Raw genomic sequence first — 26,341 nt, 5'->3', positions numbered from 1 at the left:
CTAGCTGAGTTCACGTCCTTTATTTAATCAATTCATAGATTGCCTCAGCATAAATAGCTGCTGCACGGAAAAGATCTTCCACATCTATAAATTCATTTGCTTGATGCATGGTATCTGTATAGCCTGGGAACATAGCGCCATAAGCAACACCGCGTTTTAAGAGACGACCAAAGGTTCCTCCACCAATGATTTGTTCATGACCTTTCAGCCCTGTTTGCTTTTCATACACGTTCAAAAGCGTTGTCACAAGTGGATCTTCCATTGGAACATAATGAGGAACATGCTCGTGCTCTGACAATGTCACTTTCTCTACAGGCAAGTTTTCCAACTCAGCTTTGATAATTTCTGGATTGGTTCCTTGTGGATAGCGGAAATTAAGGGCAATGGTGTTGTCATCACTTGCCTCATCAAAGCGGAAGACTCCTGCATTCATAGAAAGAGCACCCATTTTTTCATCTATATAGTCCACTTTTAAAGCTTTTCCTTCGTGGTCTTCTAAAAGAATGTTTCCTGCCACTTCAAGATAATCCTTAGCAGAATCTGCAAAATCAAACTGGGTCAAGAATTTCGCCAGATAAGTCGCACCATTGACACCGGATTGTGGAGAAGCTCCGTGAGCAGATTTTCCAACAATCGTAACTGTTATTTGACCACTCGGTAGTTCTTGGTATTCAAATCGAAGTTCGTGTTCCTTTGCAAATTCGTCCAATTTATCTACAAGATTTGGCACATCTCCTGATACTACTGCTGTTGCAGATTCAGGAACCATATTTTCACGAAGTCCGCCAGTAAAGCTATGCAAGCGCGCAGCTCCGCCATTTTCTCCTGCAAAATGAAGATATTCGGTGATATTTCCTTTTTCGCCATTGATAATCGGAAATTCTGCATCTGGTGAAAAACCAAAATCTGGCTCTGACAGACCAACGTGTTTGAAATAATAGTCCATATCAGCCCAGCCAGATTCTTCATCTGTACCAACTACAAAACGAACTTTCTTAGATGTCGGCAAATCTAATTCTTTGATAATTTTCAGTCCATAATAGCAAGCCATCGTCGGCCCTTTATCATCGCTCGCACCACGTGCAAATAATTTACCGTCCTTGATAGTTGGCGTATAAGGATCTGTATCCCAGCCACTTCCAGCCGGCACAACATCCATATGCGCAAAAATTCCAAGCACTTCTTTTCCTTCGCCATATTCAAAATGCCCTGCATAATTGTCAACATTTTTCGTTGGATAGCCATCACGCGCAGCTAGTTCTAAGAATTTTTCCAAAGCCTTAACAGGTCCAGGCCCAAAAGGATGTTCTTTATCTGCTTTCGTGTCATCTCGCTCGGAGTTAATTTCCAAAAGGCTAAACAAGTCAGCCAACAGAGCGTCGCGACGTTTCTCAACTTCTGCTTTAAAATCAATCGTCATAAAATCAGATTCCTTTCTATCAACGTTTTTCAATAATCTCGTCCACTGGCAAACGATAGCTTGGCTCCAGTTTGTCGTCTGTGTAACCAACGGTAATTAAAAGTTCTGGACGGAAGCGTTCGTCAATATCTAGCACTTGATTGGCTTTTGACTTATCAAATCCAAGGATAATATTGGAACCAATTCCTTGATCGGTCAAAGCCAAAACAAGATTCATTGCCACCAAACCAGCATTTAATGCCAAATAATCGCTTTTTTGTTGCTCAGAATAATGCCCATATTCAACCGGTAAATTTTGCATATAATATTGCAACAATTCGTCGGACATATTATTGACCCCAGCTACGCGAGCAATTTTCCGAGCACGTTTAACCAAATCTGTATCTGTAAAAAGAGCAATCGTCACAGGTGCTTCTGTGATTTGGTCTTTGTTTGCACCGAAAGCAATCTCAGCTAACTCTGCATTTTTCTCACGCACAACTACAACTTTCCAAGGCTGGCTATTGTGAGCACTTGGCGCTAAAGTTGCAATTTCAATCGCCGTCCGCACATCTTTCGGATCAACTGCCTTATCATTGAAATGCTTCGTTGCATGACACTTTTTATTTAATTCAAGAAATTTCATAGGGACTTTCCTTTTCTTATTATACTAATTTTATTTTACCATAAATTGGAAGAGCTTGCAGAGGTTTTGATAAGAAATAGACTAATGAACTTGTTTCCCTAAAGTCTAGGAGTTGGTTATCTTTTTATCTGTAGATTTGCTCAATTTCTCCTGCACGGCTTCCGCTACTTTTCGCGGGACACCCACTTCGACAATTTCATCCACGCTGGCTTTTTTGATGTTGGTCAAGGATTTAAAGTGTCGCATCAGATTTTGCTTGCGCTTGGGTCCTAGACCCTCAATACCATCCAATTGCGAAGAAAAGGAGTTTTTTGAGCGAAGCTGGCGGTGGAAGGTAATGGCAAAGCGGTGCACCTCATCTTGAATGCGTTGCAGGAGGAAAAATTCCTGCGAATTATGGGACAGCTCGACTACTTCCAGCGGATCGCCAAAGAGCAATTCATGCGTCTGGTGCTTGTCGTTCTTTTGCAAACCAGCGATAGGAATATCTAACCCTAATTGATTTTGAATGACATCTTTAGCAATATTGACTTGACCCTGACCACCGTCAATGACAATAAGATCAGGCGGTATTAAACCATCGCGCATGACTCGGCTATAGCGACGCTTAATCACTTCTCGCATACTAGCATAGTCGTCAGGACCAACAACTGTCTTAATTTTATACTTGCGATAATCCTTTTTGCTGGGCTTTCCATTGACAAAGACCACCATAGCTGAAACAGCACTGGTTCCCATAATATTGGAATTATCAAAGGACTCAATCCGAACTGGAGTGGGAATATTGAGCAACTGCCCTAGATTTTCAATAGCTCCCTGTGTTTTTTCAACAGATTTCTCCAACAAATCAAACTTCTGCTGCAAACTAACTTGCGCATTTTTAATAGCCAAATTAACCAGCTGTTTCTTCTCTCCTCGCTGAGGCTTAAGCACCTTCGTATCTACCAGTGCCCGCACTGCCTCCTCGTCAATATCAGACGGAATCAAAATTTCATTCGGCACCAAATGAGATTTTTCCTGATAAAATTGACCAATATAGGTCAGAAAATCCTCATCGGGATCATTGTAATAAGGAAACATATTCACGTCTCGCTCGATGAGTTTTCCTTGACGGACAAAGAAAACCTGCACACACATCCAGCCTTTGTCCACATAATAACCAAAAACATCCCGATTCTGCAAATCCTTCGCCATGACTCGTTGCTTAGTGCGAAGCGTCGCAATACTTTGAAGCAAGTCGCGGTACTCAGCTGCTTTTTCAAACTCCATTTTCTCAGCAGCACTGGTCATTTTCCTTTTTAGTTCATCAATAATCTTATCATCATGGCCTTTAAGGAAATCTGCTACTTCCTGAGCCATATCTTGAAAAAAATGTGGTTCATTATGGCAAATAGTATGAGCTCGGCACTGTCCGATGTGGTAGTAGAAACAAACCTTCTCAGGCGGATTGGTGCATTTGCGAAAAGGAAAAATTCGATCCAGCAAGCGCTTAATTTCATTGGCAGCACCTACATCAGGATAAGGACCGAAGTAGAGTCCCCCATCCTTTTTAACCTGACGTGTAATGATTAGACGTGGATAGTTCTCATTGGTAATTTTGATAAAAGGATAGGATTTATCATCCTTGAGCATGATGTTGTATTTAGGCTGATTTTCCTTAATGAGATTGATTTCAAGCAGCAAGGCTTCAATATTAGACTCCGTGACAATAAACTCAAAATCCTCAATCTCAGACACCAGCGCTTCCGTTTTAGTATCATGGCTCCCACGAAAATAAGAGCGCACCCGATTACGCAAATTCTTAGCTTTTCCGACATAAATGATCGTGCCATTTTTATCTTTATGAATATAGCAACCTGGACTGGTCGGTAGCAGTTCTAGTTTTGATTTAATCAAGTTGTTCATAATTATCATTATAGCAAAAATGAGCAAAAGGAAGTAAAAAGGAACACAGAAAGTCTAAATGATTTGCAATATAAAGAAAGACAGGAACACAATTATCCCTGCCTTCTTATCATCAAAACTGCAATTGTCCTAATTGACAATGACCTCTGTTTCGATATTATTCAAAATCAAGATATTCTTTTTCAAGTTCAAGAACTTCTTCCATCGTTGCACATTCTGTAAGAGCACGTTGAGCTAGTTCTTGCATCTTCTTCGTATCCAATTTCTTCATCAAGCTACGTGTACGAAGAACAGATGTTGCACTCATTGAGAACTCATCCAGACCGATACCAACTAGAAGTGGAACAGCAGTTTGGTCACCTGCCATTTCACCACACATACCAGCCCATTTGCCTTCAGCGTGAGCAGCTTTCACCACTCGATCCACTAAGCGAAGGATAGATGGGTTATATGGTTGATAAAGATAGGAAACTTGTTCGTTCATACGGTCAGCAGCCATTGTGTATTGAATCAAGTCATTAGTACCAATTGAGAAGAAGTCAACTTCTTTTGCAAATTGGTCAGCAAGCATTGCTGCTGCTGGAATTTCAATCATGATACCAACTTGAATATTGTCCGCAACTGCAACACCTTCTGCAAGCAATTTAGCCTTTTCTTCTTCCAAAATGCCTTTTGCTGCACGGAATTCAGTCAACAAAGCAACCATTGGGAACATGATACGCAATTGTCCATGTACAGATGCACGCAATAGTGCACGTAATTGTGTGCGGAACATTGCATTTCCTGTTTCCGAAATTGAAATACGAAGAGCACGGAATCCAAGGAACGGATTCATTTCTTTTGGTAAATCAAAGTAAGGAAGTTCTTTGTCGCCACCGATGTCCATTGTACGGACAACAACTGGCTTACCATTCATTCCTTCCAAAACAGCCTTATAAGCTTCATATTGCTCATCTTCTGTTGGGAAATCTTGTGAATCCATATAAAGGAATTCAGTACGGTAAAGTCCGACAGCTTCTGCACCATTTGCATTCACACCTTCGACATCCTTAGGTGTACCGATGTTTGCAGCCAATTCAAAATGTTTTCCATCAGCTGTTACTGTTTCAGCATCTTTCAGCAAATCCCATTCAGCTTTTTGTTTTGCATAAGCTTCACCAGCGGCTTTAAAATCTGCAATTTGTTCTTCAGTTGGATTGATAATCACTTCACCAGTGATACCATTTGCGGCAATAATATCACCGTCTTTCACTAATTCAGTAATGTTATTTGTTCCAAGAACCGCAGCAATTTCAAGAGTACGAGCCATAATAGCTGAGTGACTTGTACGTCCACCAATGTTGGTTACAAAAGCTTTAACAAAGTTTCTATCTAACTGAGCGGTATCAGAAGGAGTTAAGTCGTGAGCAATCACAACCACTTCTTCATTGATCATAGCAGGGTTTGGCAAGCGTACACCAAGCAAGTGAGCCAACACACGTTTGGTCACATCGCGAATGTCTGCTGCACGTTCTTGCATGTATGGGTTATCTTCCATATTTTCAAAGAGAGTGATGAACATGTCTGTTACTTCTTTCAGACCTGCTTCAGCATTCACTTTTTTCGCACGAATTGTTTCTTTAATCTGACCAATCATTTCTGGGTCAGAAAGTACCATTAAGTGAGCATCAAATACTTGAGCTGCTTCTTCTCCAAGGCTATCTACTGCTTTCTCACGGATAACAGAAAGCTCGTTTTGTGAAGCTTCAAGAGCTACATCCAAACGAGCCTCTTCTGCGTTTGTATCTTCGACTGAAGCAGTCTCAAATGATAAATCCGGTTGAACGAGTAGATATGCCTTAGCAACAGCAACACCGTCAGATGCTGCAATTCCTTTTAGCATTTCTGTCATGTTAAGCCAATCCTTCTTTTGTCATTGTTTCTGCGATCGCTACAATTGCATCATCAGCGTCTGCACCTTCTGCAGTAATTGTTACATCAGCCCCTTGACCAACACCAAGGCTCATAACACCCATGATTGATTTAAGGTTTACTGATTTACCTTTGTATTCAAGAGTAATATCTGAAGCAAATTTGCTAGCAGTTTGAACTAACAAAGTTGCTGGACGTGCGTGAATACCTGTTTCTGCCACAATGTGGAAATCTTTAGAAGCCATAGTTTGACTCTCCTTTAATGTAATCTTTTTGGGGTCTCATGTGATAACCCTTACAATTCTAGATTATAACATCTTTGTAAAATTTTTTCAAGAATTTTATGTACATTCAGCAAGCCTTTTTTATGAGAATTACTGAAATTTCATTAAAACAATATTTTCACTATTCAACTTACAGATAAATGTTTAGTCTATAATCCGATAAGAAAAACGTGATGCAACAAGGCTAAAAGCGGGTTGCTTCTCTGAGTTTCCATTTTTCAAAAACACCATATCTAGTATTTTATATTTAAAATAATAAAATATAACACAATATTTAGAGCATAATGGTTGACAAAATTTCCTGCTTTGGATATACTAATTCCATACTGAATTTAAAGAAATTGGGAGTTTATTATGGTAACTATTTACTCAAAAAATAATTGCGTGCAGTGCAAAATGACAAAACGCTTCTTAGACACTAATCATGTAGAATATCGTGAAATCAACTTGGACGAACAGCCTGAATACATCGATCATGTGAAAAGCTTAGGTTTTAATGCTGCACCGGTTGTCCAAACTCCAACAGAAGCATTTTCCGGTTTTCAACCAGGCAAATTGAAAAAACTGTCATAATTTTGTTGCATTTGCATCATAGAACGAACCAGTCAAGTCTGAGATAAAAGTTTTTTCCAGATTCTTACAATTGCTTAGAAGAAAATCTTTTGACTTTAATCCATTAGATTTAACCTGCACAATTGGGAGTGAGAGAGCTAAAATTTGAAAATTTTTAGTTCGTAGTCTCAGCCTCAATTACTGACTGACCGTTCTAATTCCTTGTTCCACAAGGAATGGCGACCAACCTAGTTAACTATGCGGGGGTGGGACGACAAAATCGATTTCTTACGAAATATTGATTTTTTTGTCTCATTCCCACTTTCTTTTGCAAAAATATCATTTAGAAAAAGGAACACTATGGGACTCAAACAATTGGAAGATGTGACGTATTTCCGTCTCAATAATGAAATCAACCGTCCAATCAACGGACAAATTATGCTTCACAAAGATAAGGAATCCTTGGAAGCATTCTTTAAAGAAAATGTTGAACCAAATACGAAAAAATTCTCTTCTATTACGGAAAAAATTCACTATTTAATTCAAGAAAATTATCTAGAAAAAGAATTCATCCAGCTTTATTCACCTGAATACATTGAAGAACTGGCTGCTTTCATTCATGAGCAAGATTTCCATTTCAAGTCTTTCATGGCAGCATATAAATTCTATAATCAATATGCTCTTAAAACAAATGACGGCGAGTATTACCTTGAAAGTATGGAAGACCGCGTTCTTTTCAACGCGCTCTATTTTGCCAACGGTGATGAAGCAATTGCCAAAGATATTGCCAATGAAATCATTCACCAACGTTATCAACCTGCAACTCCAAGTTTCCTTAATGCTGGACGTGCCCGTCGTGGTGAATTGGTTTCTTGCTTCTTGATTCAAGTGACAGATGATATGAACTCTATCGGACGCTCCATTAACTCAGCTCTGCAGCTATCACGGATTGGCGGTGGCGTTGGGATTTCCCTCAGCAATCTGCGGGAAGCTGGCGCTCCTATCAAGGGCTATGAAGGTGCTGCTTCTGGTGTAGTACCAGTTATGAAGCTCTTTGAAGACAGCTTTTCATACTCTAATCAATTAGGTCAACGTCAAGGAGCTGGTGTTGTCTATCTCAACGTCTTTCACCCAGATATTATCGCTTTTCTTTCAACCAAGAAAGAGAATGCCGATGAAAAAGTGCGGGTAAAAACCCTTTCTTTAGGTGTTGTTATTCCAGATAAATTTTATGAATTGGCTCGCAAGAATGAAGAAATGTATCTTTTCAGTCCTTACTCTATCGAACGGGAATATGGCGTTCCATTTGCCTATATTGATATTACTGAAAAATACGACGAATTGGTGGCCAATCCTAAGATTAACAAAACGAAGATTAAAGCTCGTGATTTAGAAACTGAGATTTCCAAGTTGCAGCAGGAATCTGGCTATCCTTACGTAGTCAATATTGACACAGCTAATCGTGCGAATCCAGTGGATGGCAAGATTATCATGAGTAATCTCTGCTCCGAAATCCTGCAAGTACAAGAACCCAGTCTTCTGAATGATGCACAGGAATTTCTACGCTTGGGAACGGATGTTTCTTGCAATCTTGGCTCTACCAATGTGGTTAATATGATGACTTCACCAGATTTCGGTAAGTCTATCCGAACCATGACACGGGCGCTGACATTTGTTACAGACAGCTCTCATATCAAAGCCGTTCCGACTATTGATCATGGCAACAGCTTAGCTCACACTTTCGGACTGGGCGCCATGGGCTTGCACAGTTATCTGGCTCAACAATTGATTGAATACGGAACAGCTGAATCTGTTGAGTTTACCAGCATTTACTTTATGCTCATGAATTATTGGACACTTGTTGAGTCCAACAATATTGCCCGCGAGCGCGGTGTGACCTTCCACAACTTTGAAAAATCTGACTATGCAAATGGTTCATACTTTGACAAATATGTGACTGGCGAATTTGTACCAAAATATGACCGAGTGAAAAAACTCTTTGAAAATATCTTTATCCCTTCTGCCAAAGATTGGACTGAACTGCGCGAGAAAGTCATGACAGACGGTCTTTACCACCAAAATCGCTTAGCTGTTGCCCCAAATGGCTCTATCAGCTATATCAATGATGTCTCTGCTTCAATCCACCCAATTACACAACGCATCGAAGAACGCCAAGAAAAGAAAATCGGAAAAATCTACTACCCAGCAGCAGGACTGTCAACTGAGACGATTCCTTACTACACCAGTGCTTATGATATGGATATGCGCAAGGTCATTGATGTCTATGCAGCAGCTACTGAACACGTAGATCAAGGATTATCTCTGACCCTCTTTATGCGTAGCGACATTCCACAAGGACTCTACGAATGGAAAACCGAGAGCAAACAAACCACGCGTGACCTGTCTATCCTGCGCAACTATGCCTTTAACAAGGGCATCAAATCAATCTATTATGTCCGTACCTTTACAGATGACGGTGGCGAAGTTGGAGCTAATCAGTGTGAGAGCTGCGTGATTTAAGGAGGACTAAAGTTTCTCTTGTTTATGCTAGTACAACAACCGTTATATAAGCCTTTCAGACAAATTTAAACAATCTATAAACGATAAAAATCAACTGGAATAAAAGAAAGTAATCAACATGAAAACCTATTACAAAGCCATAAATTGGAATGCCATTGAAGATGTCATTGACAAATCTACTTGGGAAAAACTGACCGAGCAATTCTGGCTCGATACGCGAATCCCCCTCTCCAACGATTTGGATGACTGGAGAAAATTATCACCTGAAAAAAAAGACCTTGTTGGTAAGGTATTTGGCGGATTAACATTATTGGATACGATGCAATCCCAATCAGGTGTTGAAGCTATCCGAGGAGATATTCGCACGCCTCATGAAGAGGCTGTGTTGAATAACATCCAATTCATGGAGTCTGTTCATGCTAAGTCGTATTCATCTATTTTCTCAACCCTCAACACAAAATCAGAAATTGACGAAATCTTTGAATGGACCAATACAAATCCTTATTTGCAAAAGAAAGCGGAAATTATCAACGAGATTTACCTCAATGGAAATGCTCTTGAAAAGAAGGTTGCCAGTGTCTTTCTGGAAACCTTCCTCTTCTATTCTGGTTTCTTTACACCGCTTTACTATCTTGGAAATAACAAGTTAGCCAATGTAGCTGAAATCATCAAATTGATTATCCGTGACGAATCTGTCCACGGAACGTATATCGGCTATAAATTCCAATTAGGCTTCAACGAATTGCCAGAGGAAGAACAAGAAACGTTCCGGGAGTGGATGTACGACCTGCTCTACACCCTCTATGAAAATGAGGAAGGCTATACAGAAACCTTGTATGACGGTGTCGGTTGGACAGAAGAAGTCAAAACTTTCCTTCGGTATAATGCTAATAAAGCTCTCATGAATCTTGGTCAAGACCCACTTTTCCCTGACACGGCTGATGACGTCAATCCCATTGTCATGAATGGTATTTCAACTGGAACCTCTAACCACGACTTCTTCTCTCAAGTCGGAAACGGTTATCTTCTTGGTGAAGTTGAAGCCATGCAAGATGATGATTACAATTACGGGTTATAAAATAAACATCTGATAACACAAAAACACGAATGAAGCAACGCCAGCAAGTAGCTGGAACTAAAACTCCGTTCGTGTTTTTATTGTGTTATTGTACTATTTTTACATCGCTATTGAAACATCGCAAACAGCATAACGAGAGCTGCTGGTGTGTTGTTTAAAATATGCACAGCTATTGAATCTTTCAGATTTCCTCGACGTGCAAAGGCAACATAAAGCACTAATCCCATAGCAAAATAAAGTGGAAACTCTGTCCATTTTGAGATGTGAGGAAGTGCAAAAATGATAGATGTTATAATCGCTGCCACTATTTTTTGATCTTTCTCAAAGAAAAAGATTGTTGCAAAACCGCGGAATACCAATTCTTCAATTATCGGAGCTATCACTGCAACAGTTACTACATATAACAAAGCAAAAAAGATATGGTCAACAGACATAATTTTTCCTAGACTTTGTAAAGCATTATCGTTACTGGTCGTACTTTGTCCTGTTAAAAGAATATTTAGATAAGTTCCAACTACTGCTACCACTCTTGCCACTAAAAAGAATAGCAGGGCTTTCCCAAAATCTCCCCAAGAAAATGACAGAACTTTGACATCCTCTGAGACATGTGTCTGGTATTTCCTCCATAAAGTGCGGATAGCAAAAAACATGAGTACAAGGTAGGCTAACACCAGTAAAATCTCTATATACACGGGCAAATCTTGCCCTCTAGCTAGAAACAACATAGGAATGCCATTGATGGCCATGACTAAAACAATTAGTCCCAATAATTTTAAAATTCCAAGTCCAATATGGGCTATTTTTTTCATTAAGGATTCTCCCTTTATACCTATTTTATGGAGTTTGTTTTTTATTTAAAATAATTTTTCACCATAGAGATGTTCATGACATTGATGTAAAGATGGATAAATACCACAATTGCAATGGGAAGATATTGAATCTCGCGTAAGCTAAGCGAAATGACAAAGATAAAAATGTAAAGTGCTGGCAAAATGAACTGATTTAACTGAAAAAGAATCTTAAAGCTCTGTTCGTAATGCGCTTCTCTTTCTGCTTCATCATAAGTTTTCATGAATGCTAAAATATCTTCAGGAAATGCAAATACTGGTAATTTAAAATGCCGAACCTGCTCAATTGTTTTTTGGAGATAATACTGCCCATATATGACAAAAAGCAAGGTTAAATAAGGAAACAAACTCATTGTGAGCAAAAGACTATTTCTAGTAATGGCTACACTAAGTGAAGTTAGTATATCAAAAATTACCAAAATTGTCATCACATCTAAGGAAATCGTGCCGTATTCCAGAGTTTTAAACATCTTCTGGTAAAGCTGCTCATTTAACTCATTTTCTTTTCTTGATTCCGATTGTTTCTGAATTTTCCGGCTAGAAGATAGTAAATAAATCGTCATACAGAATAAAATCAGATTGAACACACGAATCATCCACCCGAAAAGTGTGCTATTTAAAAAAGTTGGAAAATGGAAATTTCCGAGCCAGCTACTGGCTACAAAAATTCCTAGCAAAATACTCACTACTATTAAACCGCTAATTTTCATCCATTTTTTCATCGCTATTCTCCTCTAAGTAAAATACATTTTCTATATTTTCTCCAAAAATATGAGCAATCTTCAAGGCAATGATAACAGACGGAGCATACTCTCCCCGTTCGATTAAGCTGACGGTTTGTCGAGAAACTCCTGCTTTTCTGGCTAGTTCTGTTTGATTGAGTCTATCTCTCGCTCGAAGTTCCTTGAGACGATTTCTCAACTTCATACCACATCCTCCTCTCACAATTTTATTATAACATATCCTTGTCATTTTGACAAATATTATTGTCAAAAATAGTATTATCGTTGTCAATTTATCGTATATAGTTATTCAACCCATATAAAAATCCCCCAAAGTTAGTCTGTACCTAACTTTGAGGGAATTCTTAAACATGATATTGATTGTCTTGCTTCAACTATTCATGATTCTTTTTTGAACGTTTTGCTAAGATAAAGATGACAACTCCTAAGATGACGATTCCTGCTAAACCAAGGAAAGTCACTTTTTCACCAGTTGATGGAAGGAAGCCACGTTTTTTTGGTTTCGGCGCTTTTTTAACAACTTTATAATTCACTTTGTAAGTAGAGAAGTGTGTTGTTTTAAAGCTAATCGTTTGGTCTTTGTTGAGAACAAAATCAAATTTTTCTGCTTGTTTTCCGTCTTTCATAGCATAAACAGATTCCACCGTAGCACCTTGCTTCACTGGTACTGTCACTAATGTTGAGCTGACTTGTGACACTGCTTCACCTTTTGGATTGGTCAAGGTAATGTCATAGCTGTCTGCATTTTCTTCAATCGTCTTTTTAACTGCTAATTTGAGATTAGCTTTTACTAAATCCGCATTTTGCAAGCGAACACCTGTGGCTGTATCCACTAAGGTATCAGAAGTTTCGCTTGGTTTTGGTTTTTCAACATCTGATGAACTAGATGTGGAAGTTTCGTTTGTACTTGACGAAGATTGAGATTGAGATGTAGACGAAGTTGAAGATGTGGTTGAAGATGACTCGCTTGTACTTGAAGATGGTTCTGAGCTAGAGCTTGGTGGCGTTTGCTCATTTTTAATCTTTTCTTCCATTTCAGCTTCTAGAGCTTTCATTTCTTTAAAGACTTCCTCTGCACGCTCCATACTAGATGCAGTTACTTCCTCTGACGAAGCTCCACCTGTAGCTGCGTATTGTTCATCCAATTTAGCTTGTTCATCAATCAATCGTGCTTCCAAAGCTTTCCATTTTTCTTGAATGCTATTGCCAAATAATTTTTGATGTTTGGCAGCCATGTCGTAAATGTGAGAGGCAACCCAATACCAAGAATCCTTGTTGTATTGCGTCGTATCAACTTGGTAAGCAGCATAAGTATTGTTAATATTTCCATAATATGGCAAGTATGGAGCAAAGCGAGGACTACCAACAGAAAGCCACATTGTACCGCCACCCATGCTGGCAGGGATATTATCTTTCAATTGGAAAATATGTGCTTCCATTACATTTGGATTTCCAAGTGGATATTTATAAACTGGATCGTTTTTTCCACGTTGAGGAATGCCTTTACCGTCTAATTCCATTTGGTCTAGTGGTTTGAATTGCGTACCTTCAAAACGGTTCCGCTGCATCCGCATCACATCTGCAACGCTGATTTTCTTATTGCTAGATTGCAACAAATCAAAATATTTATCATCATAATTGACTGGTGCGTCTGGGTTCAAAGCCTTAATACCAGCCCAAGCACGCGAACGATCAGCTTCTGCCATCGGCGGATTGTAAGATTGGGAAATATGGAACTTGCCATCAATTTCCTTATAAGAATTAGCATCACGTGCTACTTTTTCCACATTTTCTGAAGCAATGACATTTTCCTTGTCATTAAAATCAACACTTCCTAAGAAGAAGGTGTTAGGGAAAATACTATATTTGTCGTCTGGATATTTAATGGCAACATATTGATGACCAGATAAGATTTCCATGTACCAGACACCTGTCTTATCTGCAATTGTCACAATGTTTCCTTCAGCAGCACCTTGTTTTTTGACAATCTCTGCAATGAGCTCCACACCTTCACGAGCTGTTTTTACATGTGGCAAGACAACCGTTGTCATAATGGATTCTGCTAAACCTTTTTCCACATAAGGATCAACTTTTTGGATAGCTTTATTCGCCTTAGCTGACACTGTAGCAGAAATGGAAACTCCATGCTCATTGAAGCCTACTTCATCAAAAATACCATCTTTCGGTGTCACATCTGAAACAGAAGTATATTTATAGCTGTGCGCAGGTAATTGCCATTCAAAACCATTGGCTTCATCAATCAGCTTTTCTCCTGCTTGATTGTCCTTGGCTGGATGAACTTTAAAGACTTTGTTATGATTAGGCTCCAAATCCTCTGTACGACCATACAAAGTCGAACCGTCTGCTGTCAAATTCTTCCCAACAATAAAGCCTGTGCAGGCTTCAACTGCTTGAAAAGGAAAGAGAATAAGAGCAGATAACATAATTGTTAATCGAAAAATCAATTTTTTCATATATTTCTCCTTTTATGATTGTATGTTGAATACATCAACTTTTAAGAGTGAGCATCACTCTTATCACCTTTTTAAAACCGTATACCTTAAATTTAGTATACTATTTTAAGCCTATTTTAGCAAGCGCTTTCATATATGTTTTATGTGTATTTTAGTTCCTTCTATCTTGAAATTCATAGTAAAAAAACCAGAAAATCATTCCTGGAATTTTTGTTCATATCATAAAATTTCTTGCAGTATTTCTTGGTAATCGGTTATCTCTAAATGATACGTTAACTCTTCTGAAGTGTAGGAATTTTTTCTCAAAAAGAAATCGCTCGGCACTTCTAATCCTAAAGCATTCAAAACGGTCTGAGAAAATTCTACATAGGCAAATCCAATGGCTGTAATAATATTCTTGTCTTTTACAACAGGCTGATGGAGGAAAGTTTCTTTTTCCAAAAAAGAAAAATACTCTACTAATTCCATATACAGACCACCTGTGTAATACCGGCTTCTCAACAAATCAGCTTTTCCTAAAAACATAGGAGATGAAGAAATAGCCGCTACTATCGTCCGCCTTGTATCTATCCTTTCTAAAAAAGAGATTAGTCTGGAATCATAAAGGCTAACCAATGGCTCTAGCGTGCCTGGCAATATGATGCAATCATACTTTACATTTTGCACTTCTTTAAAAGTAAAATCTGGAATAACTTGCAATCCTTCTTCACTCGTATAAACTTTCTTTTCTGAAGCAAGATAATCCAAAGATTGTCCAAAAGAAAGACAAAGTGCTGATGTCAAAGTTGTGGTTTCCTGCAATGAACATGCTGGATACAGCAAAACTGCTATTTTCATAGATGCTCCTTCTAGAAAGATGAGACATACTTCTTCTACAAGATTTTTATTTTCTATGTTTATCAGGATCCCAAACGAAACTTGCGATGAAACTGAAAGCAAATGTCAATAAGCCAACAACAATTGATAATAGCAAAGCAATCAACCGAGGGAGTAGCAATAATATATTTGGACTTTTTTTCGCTTCAAGAGCTGCTACTTCTGCATCTAAACGATCAAATTCTGTCTGAATACGACGGGCGACTTCTTCCACACCTTCATCATTCATCTTTTTGATGTCTGAAATATCAATAGGTTGTCCAAAATCCATATCTACACGTTCGCCTTTTGCTAAACCTTTCAGACTCATCGGTCCTACATAAACAGCCGGAAGAATCCTCACCTTTGCCATTTTAGCAATCAGTGCAACGCCCCCTTTTACATCTGTCGAATGCCGACTTCCACTTGGAAACATAATCAAAGAACGATTGCTTGATTTCAACATTTTAACGGGGTATTTAATAGCAGATGCTCCTGGATTTTCACGGTCAATCGGAAACGCACCACACATGCGAATCCACCAACCGAAGACGCGATTCGTAAACAATTCTTTTTTTGCCATAAAGATAAATTGCTTGGGTCTTGTTGCAAAAGCCATGTAAACAGGATCCCACCAAGTACGGTGTGGAGCCACTAAAATATAATTTTCCTCTTGGTCTGGAATATTCTCCAAATGGTGGTAGTGTGCATTGCCATTTAAGGCCCATAAAATCAACATTACCAATCTTCTCAAATATCTATAAAACATAGGCTCTCCCTTCTTATTTCTTCCATTATACCTTATCCAATGCCTGCTCGCAAACTTTTTCGCCATAAAACTGTCGCAGCTGAATAGATTCTATTAGAAATTTTATTAAAAAAATGGTATGATTATCCTCATGAACATGAAAGAATTTACGGGATTAACCCACCAGCAAGTCCAAGAAAAAATTGCACAAGGACTTACCAATAATTTTACAGCCAATACGAGTACAAGCACCTGGCAAATCGTCAAGCGTAATGTTTTTACGTTGTTTAATGCGTTAAATTTTGCCATTGCTGTGGCACTCGTTACTGTACAAGCATGGAGCAATCTGGTCTTCTTCGCCGTTATCTGCTTCAATGCCCTCTCTGGAATTGTCACCGAATTGCGCGCCAAGCACATGGTTGACAAGCTCAATCTCTTAAATAAAGAAAAGATTAGTGTTATCCGTGACAGGCAAACCACATCTATTGACCCAGAAGAATTGGTTCTAGGCGATGTGATTCGTTTGACCGCAGGTGAGCAAATTCCAAGTGACGCAACTGTTTTAGACGGTTTTGCAGAAGTGAACGAAGCCATGTTGACAGGTGAAAGTGACCTTGTTCAAAAGGAGATTGGGGAGCAATTGCTCTCAGGAAGTTTTCTTGCCAGCGGGCGTGTTATTGCTAAAATCACTCATGTAGGCTCTGATAATTATGCTTCTAAACTGATGCTAGAGGCTAAGACTGTCAAACCAATCAATTCTCGTATCATGAAATCCATGGACAGGATTGCAGGTTTTACAGGAAAAATCATTATCCCTTTCGGAATTGCGCTCTTTCTAGAAGCACTTTTGGTAAAACACTTGCCTGTCAAAGATTCGGTTGTCAATACTTCGACAGCTCTTCTGGGAATGTTGCCAAAAGGAATTGCTCTTTTAACGATTACTTCTCTTTTAACAGCTGTCATCAAGCTGGGCTTACGAAAAGTCCTCGTACAAGAAATGTACTCCGTTGAAACATTGGCCCGTGTTGATATGCTCTGTCTTGATAAGACAGGTACCATTACACAAGGAAAAATGCATGTTGAAACAGTCAGCCCACTCACAGAAGATTTTTCAGAACAAGCCATCTCTGATATTCTTAGTGCTTATATCACTGCAAGCGATGACAATAATCCAACTGCCCAAGCCATTCGCAAGCAATTTACTACTCCGACTGACTATCAAACAAGTAATATGATTCCATTTTCGAGTGACCGTAAATGGGGAGCTATGGAAATGTCGAACTTAGGTACTGTCTTTCTCGGTGCGCCTGAAATGCTCTTTCATGAAGAAATTGAGCTAGCACAGGAAGCTCAAAAGCGTGGTTCGCGTGTGCTCGCTTTAGCTATTAGTCCTGAACGCATTGACCATAAACACATTCACTTACCAAGTAGCATTCAACCCATTGCCATTTTAGAAATCACAGATCCGATTCGTGACGGAGCAGCTGATACTTTGGAATACTTACGCTCACAAGAAGTGGGCTTAAAAATCATCTCAGGTGACAATCCAATTACTGTATCAAACATTGCTGCAAAAGCTGGTTTTTCAAATTACCAAAGTTATGTTGACTGTTCAAAAGTAACGGATCAAGAATTGATTGAGTTGACAGAAAAGACAGCTATCTTTGGCCGCGTTTCTCCTCATCAAAAGAAACTTATCATTCAAACCCTGAAAAAAGCAGGGCATACCACAGCAATGACTGGTGACGGAGTCAATGATATTCTAGCCTTACGGGAAGCAGACTGCTCCATTGCCATGGCTGAAGGGGATCCTGCAACACGACAAGTTGCCAATCTGGTGTTGCTTAATTCTGATTTTAACGATGTCCCTGAAATTCTCTTTGAAGGACGCCGTGTTGTTAATAATATCGCCCGCATTGCACCAATTTTCCTTATTAAAACAACTTATTCGTTCATTTTGACAATCATTTGTATTTCCAGTATCTTACTGGGTCGAGCAGAATGGCTCTTAGTCTTTCCATTTATCCCCATTCAAATCACCTTGATTGACCAATTTGTTGAAGGTTTACCGCCCTTTGTCCTCACCTTTGAGCGGAATATCAAACCTGTTGAACAAGATTTCCTTAAAAAAGCAATTTTCAAGGCGCTACCTAGCGGTTTAATGGTCGTCTTTAGCGTTTTATTTGTCAATATTTTCGGTGAGCTGCATGGCTGGTCACAGGTGGAAATCTCAACTCTACTTTATTATTTATTAGGCTCTATCGGCTTTCTATCTGTTGTTCGTGCCTGCCTGCCACTCAATCTCTGGCGGATTCTGCTGATCCTCTGGTCACTCATTGGCTTCTTTGGAACAGCCGTTCTCCTGCAAAAGTACATCGAAATCGCTACTCTAACCAGCAATAGCTTCCCAATCTATATCATTTTGATGATTTTATTTACAATTATTTTTATTGTCGTGACACACATACAGAACAAACGGGAGCAAAGTTTATAAATCTTAAGAATAATACCTATAAGCAGTAAGAAAAACCGTACATTTTTGTCTTACCACTTATTTTTGTTGCTTCTTTTCCTCTACATCATGGTATAATAAGGATATATGGCAGAAATTCTTTTAAAAGACGGTGAGCGAGTCAATCAGCTCTTTTCTACTGACGTCAAAATTATTCAAAATCGAGAGGTCTTTAGCTACTCAGTAGATAGCGTGCTCCTCTCTCGCTTTCCAAATTTACCTAAACGTGGTCTTATCGTGGAGCTTTGTGCTGGAAATGGTGCCGTTGGGCTTTTTGCAAGCACCCGAACCAAGGCTCAAATCATAGCAGTTGAAATTCAAGAGAGACTGGCAGATATGGCAGAGCGCTCTATTGAGCTAAATGGTTTAACCCACCAAATGCAGGTCATTCAAGATGATTTGAAATATCTCACCCACTATATCGACGGTAGCAAAGTGGACATGATCCTCTGCAATCCGCCTTATTTCAAAGTAGATGAGCATTCTAATCTCAACGCAAGTCAACACTATCTGCTTGCACGGCATGAAATTGCGACAAATCTGGAAGAAATCTGTCAAATTTCCCAACGGGTCTTGAAATCCAACGGACGCTTAGCAATAGTTCATCGTCCCGAACGATTCCTTGATATTGTTGACACTATGACTGCTCACAATTTAGCACCAAAACGCATTCAATTTGTTTACCCAAAAGCAAATCGCGAAGCCAATATGCTCCTCATTGAAGCTATTAAAGATGGTTCTCGTGATGGTCTAAAAATCCTGCCACCGCTTTTCATTCATAATGAAGATGGCAGCTACACTCCAGAAATTCATGAGATTTACTATGGAAATTAAAGCCTATATGTACGTTCTGGAATGTTCCGATGGCTCTCTCTACACAGGGTATACGACCGATGTCAAAAAACGAGTAGACACACATAATGCTGGAAAAGGCGCCAAATATACCCGTGCACGATTACCTGTTACTCTTTTGTATCAAGAAGAATTTCCCGACAAACCTTCTGCCATGTCAGCCGAGGCCCTCTTTAAAAGAAAAACACGACAACAAAAATTAGAATATATTGCAGATAAGAAAAAGTAGAAAGCGGGAGGTCTTTCTACTTTTTTACAATGATTTATTGGTTATTTTTCTTAGAAATGACAGCAACAAATACACTCAGAAAAACAACACCGATACCAGCTAAATATGACATGCTAGTTCCTGTACTTGGTAATAATTCTTTGGTTTTAGCTAATTTTTTGTCACTTGTAGTAGGCAAAGTTCCCTTGTTCCTATTCGTTTGAGAAGACTTCCCATTTTTATTAGACGAATCAGAATCTGTCAACCCAGCATGGGAGTTTTCTCCTTTTTGTTCTTTATTATTAGAATTTTCCTTTGTTTTTTTACCATCTTCATGCTGAACATTAGATGAAGATTGATTTTCTAGTGGTACAAGGGCTTGAATAGCAGTCTGTAATGCTTCACATTCTGCATCAATCTCTGCTTGTGTCGCATCATCTTTTTGTAAAATAGCTTGCGCCTCTTCTACTTGTTCTTTTAAGTTCGCAAGTGAATCCTTTGTATAATGCATAGTTTCCGCTAATTTTTCTTTTGCCGAAGAAAGAGCGGTTTCCAACTTTGTCTTATCTACTCCTTCTCTGGTTAAAAGCAAATCGTCAATTGTTCCCCATGAACCTTTATTTGCTTTCACAAATACTCCCAGTGTCACCTCTGTCTCTTTTGTTAGTGTAAAGTTCAATTTCGCTGTCTGCCAATTTGACCAACCAGCTAGTTTGACTTTTTCACTTTGAACATTTACTGCCTCAGCACGAGCAAAAGCATAAATATCTTCTGAAGCATTTGTATCACCACCTTGAATTTGAGCAGAAAATTGATAAGTTCCTGCTGGAAGTGTTACCTTTCTTTCAACGCCAGTTGTATAATCGCTTGTGCCATTGTAGAAATTCATGGCATACTTGCCTGTTTTAGGCGTGTCTTGTCTACGCTTGATAAAATCGTTAAAAGTATAATCTGAAAGATCTTCTTCCTCAAAGCTAGAATTTGATAACAAACTCTCTTGCAGCTCTGTTTCTTCATTCTTATCATATTCTAGATTTGTATTCAACCCAGTATAAACATATTTAAATGTCGCAAGTGACGGCAAAGCTTTTCCTGTAAAATCAAACAATGCTTGATTATCCCATTCAGAGCCACCGTAATTTTCCTGATTGACATTTGGATCATACCCAATGGCGGCACTAGAAGCCCAGCCCGAACCGTATTTCTCCCAAATAGATGTATTTACTTCTTTTCCTTTGGAACTAACCGGTGTCCAAGCTGGTTCCCAATAAAAGATGCCTAATGTACTTGCTTTATTCGCTGCATCAATGACATCTCGTAAGGCATGCGATTGTCCCTGAACAGAGGCAGGATAACCACCTACCAGCATTTGATTTTGTGTTCGGATAACATTTTGTTGACCATCTCCATCTTCTAATGTATAGGCATAAGAAGTCTCTGCTACAAGTGTCTTTTTCCCATACTTTTCGGTCACTGTCTTTAAAACTGAAGTCAGATTATCTAAATTACCATGCCAAAAACTATAATAACTAGTAGCAAATACATCATAATCAATATGGTGATCTGATAAACCTTTTGCGTAATTCAGTATCGTTTCCGTTTTATCTGGGTTGGTAAAATGAAAAGCTATCAGTATAGTTGCATCCACTTCTCGCACTGCTTTGGCGCCTGCTGCAAACAACTGATAGCGTTCCTCTCCTGCTTCACCTGCTATCCCGCTACTCGTTGTTTCATTACCAACTTGAACCATTCCAACATCGACACCAGCTGCTTTTATTTTTTCAAGACTAGCTTTGGTGTATTGATATAAAGCCTCTGATTTTTCAGACACATTCATATTTGTCCAATCTTTTGGTGGAACTTGACGTCCTGGATCAGCCCAAAAATCTGAATAATGAAAGTCCACTAGTAGCCGCATACCATGTGCTGTAGCTCGTTTGCCAATCTCAATCGCCTTTTCTATATCGCTATTTCCAGCGCCATAACCATGTCCGTTATGATCATAAGGATTATTCCATACTCTGACACGAATATAATTCACACCATTTTCTTTCAAAATATCAAAGATATCTTTGACATTCCCATTTTCATCTTTGTACTCTACACCACTTTGTTCTTGAGCAATTACTGTTGAAATATCCGTCCCCATGATAAAATCAGATGATAAATTTTCTACTTTATCAACACGTATTTTAGTATTTTCATTAGCTTTAATAGGAATGACTCCTCCAAGCAAACAAAGACTAGCAGCAAAAACAAGCGATAATCTTAATCCTATTTTCATACAGTTTTCCCATTTCTATTTAGTTTAATATTTTAGTGTTCGTTTTAAAAAACTGATAAAACAAGAAATAGGTTTTATCAGTTTTTAAACGAACATTTTATAAGAAGGCTAGTTATTCAAAATGCGAAAGAACGAATTGCACAGCACCTTTAGGATCACGCGTCAATTTGATATATTCAGCACCTTTTGTCGCAACAAGTTTGATGCCCAATTTATCCGTATCTTTCTTAATATCTTCATAGTAAGAATTGACTTGTGGAGCTAGCACAATCATGTCAAAATCTTTCATAATATCGTAGTGCGAACCATAAGCACCAGCTGTTGAACTGAGGTCTATGCCTAGTTCTGCTGCACCTTCTGTTAGTGCATTTGCTAGCATGGCGCTTGTCCCTGCACCGGCACATAGAACCAAAATATTATGATGCTTTCCATCTGCAACCGCTTGAATTTGATCGTCTATTTCAGCTTCTGCTGCTTCTTCAAGCTCAATCACTTCTGCCTTTTTCGCTTCTTCTTCTACTAATGAATCATCGTACGCTTTGATAAATGGAAGGTAGATGAGAGAATCAACTACGATCAACAACAGCATCAACACAATAGATAAGATTCCTGCACCCGTACCTAAAATCAAGCCAATCGGTGCTGGTGTTGCCCAAGGAAGGACATACATAAAACTGTTCATACCTAACACATCAACAAAGAACTTGAAAGCACAAACATTGATCATTGGAGTGATTAAAAATGGAAAAAAGAAATAAGGATTTAAAATAATCGGTGTTGCAAACAACAATGGTTCATTGACTGCAAAACAAACCGGAACAAAGGAAGCTTTTCCGACAGCTTTTAATTGCTTAGATTTTGCAAAGAGCATGAAGAGGAATGGAACAACCAATGTTGCACCTGTACCACCCATTGTGCCAACGAAGTTTCCAAGTCCAACTGTCAACACGTTTGAAGCATGATGACCTGCTTTTACCAACTGTAAATTTGTTTCCACATTTGCATAAATAATCGCGACAATAGCTGGTTCTACAATTGAAGGACCATGCACACCAACAAACCAGAAGAGCGCCATTGCTCCCCAAATAATTGAAATTCCTAAATAGCCATCAGCTGCGGTAAACAAAGGTTGGAGAAGCGTGATAACAGCTTCTGCAAATGAATGCCCAAAGAAATAACGTACGATTGTATCAATCAGGACAGCAGCAAATACTGCAAATGAAAATGGAAAGACGTCACGGAAAGTTTGAGAAATCGTTCCAGGAACTTCTTTTGGCATCTTAATAGTAATGTCTTTCAATACACAGAATTTATAAACATTCACCGTGATAAAAGCTGCTACAAAAGCTGCTAAAATCCCTTTTGTTCCCATGTAGCCATTGGCTAAACCGTTTTCAATTTGATCCACACTTAAAAGGAGGAAGCTCACAATGGAAGCCAACATAACAGAAACCGAATTGATAGTCTTGTTGGTCGGCATATTGCGGTTCATTGATTCTGACAAACAACGAGCGGTCGTTGCGGACACGAGAATAGCTACTACACCCATAGAATAGCCATATACTTTCCAAAGCCAGGTGGAAACGTCATTTGGCAACTTAAATCCAAAAATTTCTGGAATTGCTGCTAGCAAGATAAAAATACTTGAAAATAAAATTGCAGGCATGGCGGCTAAAAAGCCGTCACGAATAGCACCCAGATAAATATTGCGTGATATTTTTTCAAAGAAAGGTTTTCCTTTCTCGATTTGTTTGATAATTCCGTTCATGGAATTAGTCCTCCTTGTATTGATTTTTATATAATTCAATAAAATCTATGATTAATTCTTTTAACAATAATGTCGTCATCAAATGATCTTGACCGTGAATAAAGATAAATCCTAAATCTAAATCTTCCCCAGCTGCTTCTTGTGCTAAAATCTGCGTTTGTGAATTGTGGGCTAAATTCAAATTTTCATCTGCTTCTTTTAAAGCAGCATCTACATTTGTAAAATTCCCTTGACGAACCTCTTTCAGCAAATTCAGCAAACAACTACGTGCATCCCCCGAATAAGCTACGATTTCAAATCCCAACATTTGTAATTCGTTTTTATTCATCTTATCTCCCTTCTTAAATCACAATCTTTGTTTCACTAACATGCTTGTACCAATAAGCTGATTCCTTAGGGTAACGCTTTTGAGTTTCAAAATCAACGTAAAACAAGCCATAGCGCTTATTGTAGCCATTTGACCATGAGAAAACATCCATTAAAGACCAAAGAAAATACCCTTTTACCACAACACCAGCATCAATAGCTTTGCTTAGAGATTGCAAATACACTTTCAAATAATCAATCCGTGGCTTATCCATGACGATACCATTGTCAAACTCGTCTTTATAGCCCATTCCATTTTCAGTAATATAAATCTTTTGATAATGTGGATAGTCTTTCTTAATTCTCAATAAAAGGTCATACAAGCCTTCTGGGTAAATAATCCAATCCCAGTCTGTTCGTTCAATCCCTTCCTTGTAAATCCGTTCTCCAATGCCTTTCACTTTATAAACCGAAGTGCCTTTATCACCCGTTCCATTATGATGAATGGTTGATTCGCCCTGATAAGCCTTAACAAAATGACATTGATAATGATTGATTCCAAGATAATCATTTCGGTGACTAGCTTTTTTCATTTCTTCAAAGTCACTTTCAAGGAATTCATAACTAGCATTGTTAGCAGCGCAAATTTCATTAAGAGCTTCCATTGTTTCGTTTGAATAATAACCTAGATAAGTAGCATCTAGCAAGAAACGAATAGAAAGCGCATCATCCAGAAAAGCTGCATACTTATCTTCTTCGCTGTCTGTTGCTGGATATTTTGTTTCCAAAGAATGCACCACTCCAATTTCACCGAGGTAACCCTTTTCCTTAAAAAGATTTACTACACGCGCATGCGCGTACATCATATTGTGCAGGCATTGAATCACCTTACTCAAATCGTACTGAATCCCCGGAGGAAAGACACCGAGCAAGTATTGATTGGTCGCCACAGGATAAATTTCGTTAAAAGTGCTCCAATGATGAACCTCTGGAAATTCTTGAAAACAAAATTCAGCATATTCCACAAACGCTTCAATCGTATCACGATTGAGAAAATCACCTTGATCAAACAAAACTTTCGGAGTATCAAAGTGATGCAATGTAACAAACGGCAGGACGTGGTGTTTCGCACATTCAGCAAACACACGGTGATAAAAATCTATTCCTTCTTGATTCACTTCACCACGTCCATTCGGAAAAATCCGACTCCAAGCAATAGACAAGCGCAAACCATTGACGCCAAACTTCTCACACAACTCAATATCTTTTGAATATTGGTGATAAAAATCGCTGGCTGGATCTGCCAAAAATCGTCCTTGCTTTTCTAAAAATTCATCCCAAGCGACCGGACCTTTTCCACCTTCTTTTGTAGCTCCTTCTACTTGATAGGCAGCAGTCGCACCGCCAAAAATAAAATCTTCTGGTAATTGAAACATGTCTTCTCCTTTACAATAATCTTTGAATATGAATCACCAAATATACCTTTTCATTTGGATGAAGTCCTCCACCCAAATGCTGACGAATGACTTCATAAATATCTTCGCCAATTTGATAGGCTTCTGGATAATCCTTTTTGATATGTTCTTCTAAATTCTTCATGGAAACTTTTGAATCACTGTCATCTTGATCCAAACGCTCAATAAAGTACGTCAAATGAATCATTAAACGATCATAAAAATTACTATTCTTTTTCATCCGCTTAATACCATGTTTTAAGAGCTCCTCTTGCACCAAAGCAATCATTTGTCGGGTCAGTGTTTGTTCATCTTTACTAATCACGACATCTTCGCCTTTCGCATTGATAAACTGTAAGGCTAACCGCCCAATCTCATCTTTTGGAAAATCCACATCCAATTTTTCTTTTAAAATCACCAAAGCATGCTCAGCAATTTTGTACTCCGTCGGATATTGCTCCGACATATCCGGCAAGTGATTACTTTTATAAGTATTTCTTTGCAGCGCTTGATAACTACAATAAATATGATCTGTCAAAGTTACATAGATGTACTCTTGAACTGGAAATTGGAACTGTTGAATACCATAATCAATAATTTCATAACTAGTCGTGATAAAGTCCAAGGGAACATCTTTTAACAAAGCAGAAAAGTTTTCGCACGATTCTTCACTTTTTAGTTGAAAGACTTTTTCTACTCGTTCTTCTGCCAGCAAATCCCCTTTTTTCTTTTTAAAAATGATACCGAGCCCCATGACAACAGCCTGTTCACCACTTTCATTTTTGACCACCGCAACATTATTATTTAGTGGCTGGACAATTCGAAACATTCGTGTCCTCCTTCCTAACAATCTTTCTGTAAAACATAAAAAAGCCATAAACAAACCAAGATTTTTTACTTGGGTCATTTATGGTCTCGCCTAATTTCTTAGTTACAATCCATGTTTTATTTAACTTTATGAATAGAGTTTAACACATTTTCAAACTTTTGTAAA

At 38.6% G+C, this 26,341-nt stretch carries 22 protein-coding genes; 6 read left to right on the top strand and 16 right to left on the bottom strand.

Annotated features, from left to right (window positions below):
- Positions 1 to 19 precede the first annotated feature (19 nt).
- From pepV to FQ204_RS03860, 5 genes are all read right to left on the bottom strand, one after another.
- On the bottom strand, positions 20 to 1,420 hold the full coding sequence (pepV, locus tag FQ204_RS03880) for a dipeptidase PepV (protein WP_144208834.1): 1,401 nt from the start codon (positions 1,418 to 1,420) through the stop codon (positions 20 to 22).
- Positions 1,421 to 1,439: 19 nt separating this feature from the next.
- Positions 1,440 to 2,045: a nitroreductase family protein gene (locus tag FQ204_RS03875; RefSeq protein WP_144208832.1), complete on the bottom strand. Its 606-nt coding sequence runs from the start codon at positions 2,043 to 2,045 to the stop codon at positions 1,440 to 1,442.
- Between the two features lie 105 nt (positions 2,046 to 2,150).
- Positions 2,151 to 3,950, bottom strand: a complete 1,800-nt coding sequence (uvrC, locus tag FQ204_RS03870; protein WP_144208830.1) for an excinuclease ABC subunit UvrC — start codon at positions 3,948 to 3,950, stop codon at positions 2,151 to 2,153.
- A 157-nt stretch (positions 3,951 to 4,107) separates the two neighbouring features.
- Positions 4,108 to 5,841, bottom strand: a complete 1,734-nt coding sequence (ptsP, locus tag FQ204_RS03865; RefSeq protein WP_144208827.1) for a phosphoenolpyruvate--protein phosphotransferase — start codon at positions 5,839 to 5,841, stop codon at positions 4,108 to 4,110.
- Position 5,842: 1 nt separating this feature from the next.
- Complete coding sequence (locus FQ204_RS03860) at positions 5,843 to 6,106, bottom strand: phosphocarrier protein HPr (protein WP_003023815.1); 264 nt, start codon at positions 6,104 to 6,106, stop codon at positions 5,843 to 5,845.
- Positions 6,107 to 6,499: 393 nt separating this feature from the next.
- Here FQ204_RS03860 and nrdH point away from each other — a divergent pair, with 393 nt between their 5' ends.
- The 3 genes from nrdH to nrdF all read left to right on the top strand — a co-directional run bounded on the left by nrdH (position 6,500) and on the right by nrdF (position 10,295).
- On the top strand, positions 6,500 to 6,718 hold the full coding sequence (gene nrdH, locus FQ204_RS03855) for a glutaredoxin-like protein NrdH (RefSeq protein WP_003023812.1): 219 nt from the start codon (positions 6,500 to 6,502) through the stop codon (positions 6,716 to 6,718).
- A 339-nt stretch (positions 6,719 to 7,057) separates the two neighbouring features.
- Positions 7,058 to 9,217, top strand: coding sequence for a class 1b ribonucleoside-diphosphate reductase subunit alpha (gene nrdE, locus FQ204_RS03850; protein WP_144208824.1), 2,160 nt, complete (start codon positions 7,058 to 7,060; stop codon positions 9,215 to 9,217).
- Positions 9,218 to 9,335: 118 nt separating this feature from the next.
- Positions 9,336 to 10,295, top strand: a complete 960-nt coding sequence (gene nrdF / locus FQ204_RS03845; RefSeq protein ID WP_144208822.1) for a class 1b ribonucleoside-diphosphate reductase subunit beta — start codon at positions 9,336 to 9,338, stop codon at positions 10,293 to 10,295.
- Positions 10,296 to 10,402: 107 nt separating this feature from the next.
- Here nrdF and FQ204_RS03840 read toward each other — a convergent pair whose 3' ends face one another.
- The 6 genes from FQ204_RS03840 to FQ204_RS03815 form a co-directional block, all read right to left on the bottom strand.
- Positions 10,403 to 11,104 (bottom strand): CPBP family intramembrane glutamic endopeptidase, encoded by a 702-nt coding sequence (locus FQ204_RS03840; protein ID WP_144208819.1) that lies wholly within the window; start codon positions 11,102 to 11,104, stop codon positions 10,403 to 10,405.
- Positions 11,105 to 11,145: 41 nt separating this feature from the next.
- Positions 11,146 to 11,865, bottom strand: a complete 720-nt coding sequence (locus FQ204_RS03835; RefSeq protein WP_260843549.1) for a DUF3169 family protein — start codon at positions 11,863 to 11,865, stop codon at positions 11,146 to 11,148.
- Positions 11,843 to 12,070, bottom strand: a complete 228-nt coding sequence (locus tag FQ204_RS03830) for a helix-turn-helix transcriptional regulator (protein ID WP_144208817.1) — start codon at positions 12,068 to 12,070, stop codon at positions 11,843 to 11,845. Before FQ204_RS03830 ends, FQ204_RS03835 begins: the two co-directional genes overlap by 23 nt.
- Before the next feature lie 190 nt (positions 12,071 to 12,260).
- Complete coding sequence (locus FQ204_RS03825; protein ID WP_144208814.1) at positions 12,261 to 14,360, bottom strand: C69 family dipeptidase; 2,100 nt, start codon at positions 14,358 to 14,360, stop codon at positions 12,261 to 12,263.
- A gap of 219 nt (positions 14,361 to 14,579) precedes the next feature.
- Positions 14,580 to 15,197 (bottom strand): DJ-1/PfpI family protein, encoded by a 618-nt coding sequence (locus FQ204_RS03820; RefSeq protein ID WP_144208811.1) that lies wholly within the window; start codon positions 15,195 to 15,197, stop codon positions 14,580 to 14,582.
- Between the two features lie 46 nt (positions 15,198 to 15,243).
- A complete protein-coding gene (locus FQ204_RS03815) occupies positions 15,244 to 15,984 on the bottom strand; it encodes a lysophospholipid acyltransferase family protein (RefSeq protein ID WP_144208808.1) in 741 nt (246 codons plus the stop codon).
- A 118-nt stretch (positions 15,985 to 16,102) separates the two neighbouring features.
- On the opposite strand from FQ204_RS03815, the gene FQ204_RS03810 reads away from it, so the two are divergent.
- The 3 genes from FQ204_RS03810 (at position 16,103) to FQ204_RS03800 (ending at position 19,556) form a co-directional block, all read left to right on the top strand.
- On the top strand, positions 16,103 to 18,457 hold the full coding sequence (locus tag FQ204_RS03810; RefSeq protein ID WP_144208805.1) for a cation-translocating P-type ATPase: 2,355 nt from the start codon (positions 16,103 to 16,105) through the stop codon (positions 18,455 to 18,457).
- A 105-nt stretch (positions 18,458 to 18,562) separates the two neighbouring features.
- Positions 18,563 to 19,309, top strand: coding sequence for a tRNA1(Val) (adenine(37)-N6)-methyltransferase (locus tag FQ204_RS03805; protein WP_144208802.1), 747 nt, complete (start codon positions 18,563 to 18,565; stop codon positions 19,307 to 19,309).
- Positions 19,299 to 19,556, top strand: a complete 258-nt coding sequence (locus FQ204_RS03800; protein WP_003031921.1) for a GIY-YIG nuclease family protein — start codon at positions 19,299 to 19,301, stop codon at positions 19,554 to 19,556. Before FQ204_RS03805 ends, FQ204_RS03800 begins: the two co-directional genes overlap by 11 nt.
- A gap of 34 nt (positions 19,557 to 19,590) precedes the next feature.
- Here FQ204_RS03800 and FQ204_RS03795 read toward each other — a convergent pair whose 3' ends face one another.
- The 5 genes from FQ204_RS03795 to FQ204_RS03775 form a co-directional block, all read right to left on the bottom strand.
- Complete coding sequence (locus FQ204_RS03795) at positions 19,591 to 21,819, bottom strand: glycosyl hydrolase 53 family protein (protein WP_144208799.1); 2,229 nt, start codon at positions 21,817 to 21,819, stop codon at positions 19,591 to 19,593.
- 112 nt (positions 21,820 to 21,931) lie between these two features.
- A complete protein-coding gene (locus FQ204_RS03790) occupies positions 21,932 to 23,587 on the bottom strand; it encodes a PTS lactose transporter subunit IIBC (RefSeq protein ID WP_144208796.1) in 1,656 nt (551 codons plus the stop codon).
- A gap of 4 nt (positions 23,588 to 23,591) precedes the next feature.
- Entirely contained in the window at positions 23,592 to 23,915 is a 324-nt protein-coding gene (locus FQ204_RS03785) for a PTS lactose/cellobiose transporter subunit IIA (RefSeq protein ID WP_070241836.1), read from the bottom strand.
- Between the two features lie 13 nt (positions 23,916 to 23,928).
- On the bottom strand, positions 23,929 to 25,329 hold the full coding sequence (gene lacG, locus FQ204_RS03780) for a 6-phospho-beta-galactosidase (protein WP_144208794.1): 1,401 nt from the start codon (positions 25,327 to 25,329) through the stop codon (positions 23,929 to 23,931).
- A 10-nt stretch (positions 25,330 to 25,339) separates the two neighbouring features.
- The gene (locus tag FQ204_RS03775) at positions 25,340 to 26,176 is read right to left on the bottom strand and encodes a PRD domain-containing protein (RefSeq protein ID WP_144208791.1); all 837 of its coding nucleotides are present in this window, start codon (positions 26,174 to 26,176) and stop codon (positions 25,340 to 25,342) included.
- Between the last annotated feature and the right edge of the window lie 165 nt (positions 26,177 to 26,341).

The sequence above is a fragment of the Streptococcus constellatus genome, from assembly GCF_902167705.1.
Classification (GTDB): domain Bacteria; phylum Bacillota; class Bacilli; order Lactobacillales; family Streptococcaceae; genus Streptococcus; species Streptococcus constellatus_A.
Note: the sequence above shows the minus strand (reverse complement) of the source record. Positions and strands in the feature narration are given on the sequence as shown.

Excerpts from the sequence above, each read along its gene's own strand:
- pepV (WP_144208834.1), bottom strand. The coding sequence starts at position 1,420 with ATGACGATTGATTTTAAAGCAGAAGTTGAGAAACGTCGCGACGCTCTG.
- FQ204_RS03875 (WP_144208832.1), bottom strand. The coding sequence starts at position 2,045 with ATGAAATTTCTTGAATTAAATAAAAAGTGTCATGCAACGAAGCATTTC.
- uvrC (WP_144208830.1), bottom strand. The coding sequence starts at position 3,950 with ATGAACAACTTGATTAAATCAAAACTAGAACTGCTACCGACCAGTCCA.
- ptsP (WP_144208827.1), bottom strand. The coding sequence starts at position 5,841 with ATGACAGAAATGCTAAAAGGAATTGCAGCATCTGACGGTGTTGCTGTT.
- FQ204_RS03860 (WP_003023815.1), bottom strand. The coding sequence starts at position 6,106 with ATGGCTTCTAAAGATTTCCACATTGTGGCAGAAACAGGTATTCACGCA.
- nrdH (WP_003023812.1), top strand. The coding sequence starts at position 6,500 with ATGGTAACTATTTACTCAAAAAATAATTGCGTGCAGTGCAAAATGACA.
- nrdE (WP_144208824.1), top strand. The coding sequence starts at position 7,058 with ATGGGACTCAAACAATTGGAAGATGTGACGTATTTCCGTCTCAATAAT.
- nrdF (WP_144208822.1), top strand. The coding sequence starts at position 9,336 with ATGAAAACCTATTACAAAGCCATAAATTGGAATGCCATTGAAGATGTC.
- FQ204_RS03840 (WP_144208819.1), bottom strand. The coding sequence starts at position 11,104 with ATGAAAAAAATAGCCCATATTGGACTTGGAATTTTAAAATTATTGGGA.
- FQ204_RS03835 (WP_260843549.1), bottom strand. The coding sequence starts at position 11,865 with ATGAAAAAATGGATGAAAATTAGCGGTTTAATAGTAGTGAGTATTTTG.
- FQ204_RS03830 (WP_144208817.1), bottom strand. The coding sequence starts at position 12,070 with ATGAAGTTGAGAAATCGTCTCAAGGAACTTCGAGCGAGAGATAGACTC.
- FQ204_RS03825 (WP_144208814.1), bottom strand. The coding sequence starts at position 14,360 with ATGAAAAAATTGATTTTTCGATTAACAATTATGTTATCTGCTCTTATT.
- FQ204_RS03820 (WP_144208811.1), bottom strand. The coding sequence starts at position 15,197 with ATGAAAATAGCAGTTTTGCTGTATCCAGCATGTTCATTGCAGGAAACC.
- FQ204_RS03815 (WP_144208808.1), bottom strand. The coding sequence starts at position 15,984 with ATGTTTTATAGATATTTGAGAAGATTGGTAATGTTGATTTTATGGGCC.
- FQ204_RS03810 (WP_144208805.1), top strand. The coding sequence starts at position 16,103 with ATGATTATCCTCATGAACATGAAAGAATTTACGGGATTAACCCACCAG.
- FQ204_RS03805 (WP_144208802.1), top strand. The coding sequence starts at position 18,563 with ATGGCAGAAATTCTTTTAAAAGACGGTGAGCGAGTCAATCAGCTCTTT.
- FQ204_RS03800 (WP_003031921.1), top strand. The coding sequence starts at position 19,299 with ATGGAAATTAAAGCCTATATGTACGTTCTGGAATGTTCCGATGGCTCT.
- FQ204_RS03795 (WP_144208799.1), bottom strand. The coding sequence starts at position 21,819 with ATGAAAATAGGATTAAGATTATCGCTTGTTTTTGCTGCTAGTCTTTGT.
- FQ204_RS03790 (WP_144208796.1), bottom strand. The coding sequence starts at position 23,587 with ATGAACGGAATTATCAAACAAATCGAGAAAGGAAAACCTTTCTTTGAA.
- FQ204_RS03785 (WP_070241836.1), bottom strand. The coding sequence starts at position 23,915 with ATGAATAAAAACGAATTACAAATGTTGGGATTTGAAATCGTAGCTTAT.
- lacG (WP_144208794.1), bottom strand. The coding sequence starts at position 25,329 with ATGTTTCAATTACCAGAAGATTTTATTTTTGGCGGTGCGACTGCTGCC.
- FQ204_RS03775 (WP_144208791.1), bottom strand. The coding sequence starts at position 26,176 with ATGTTTCGAATTGTCCAGCCACTAAATAATAATGTTGCGGTGGTCAAA.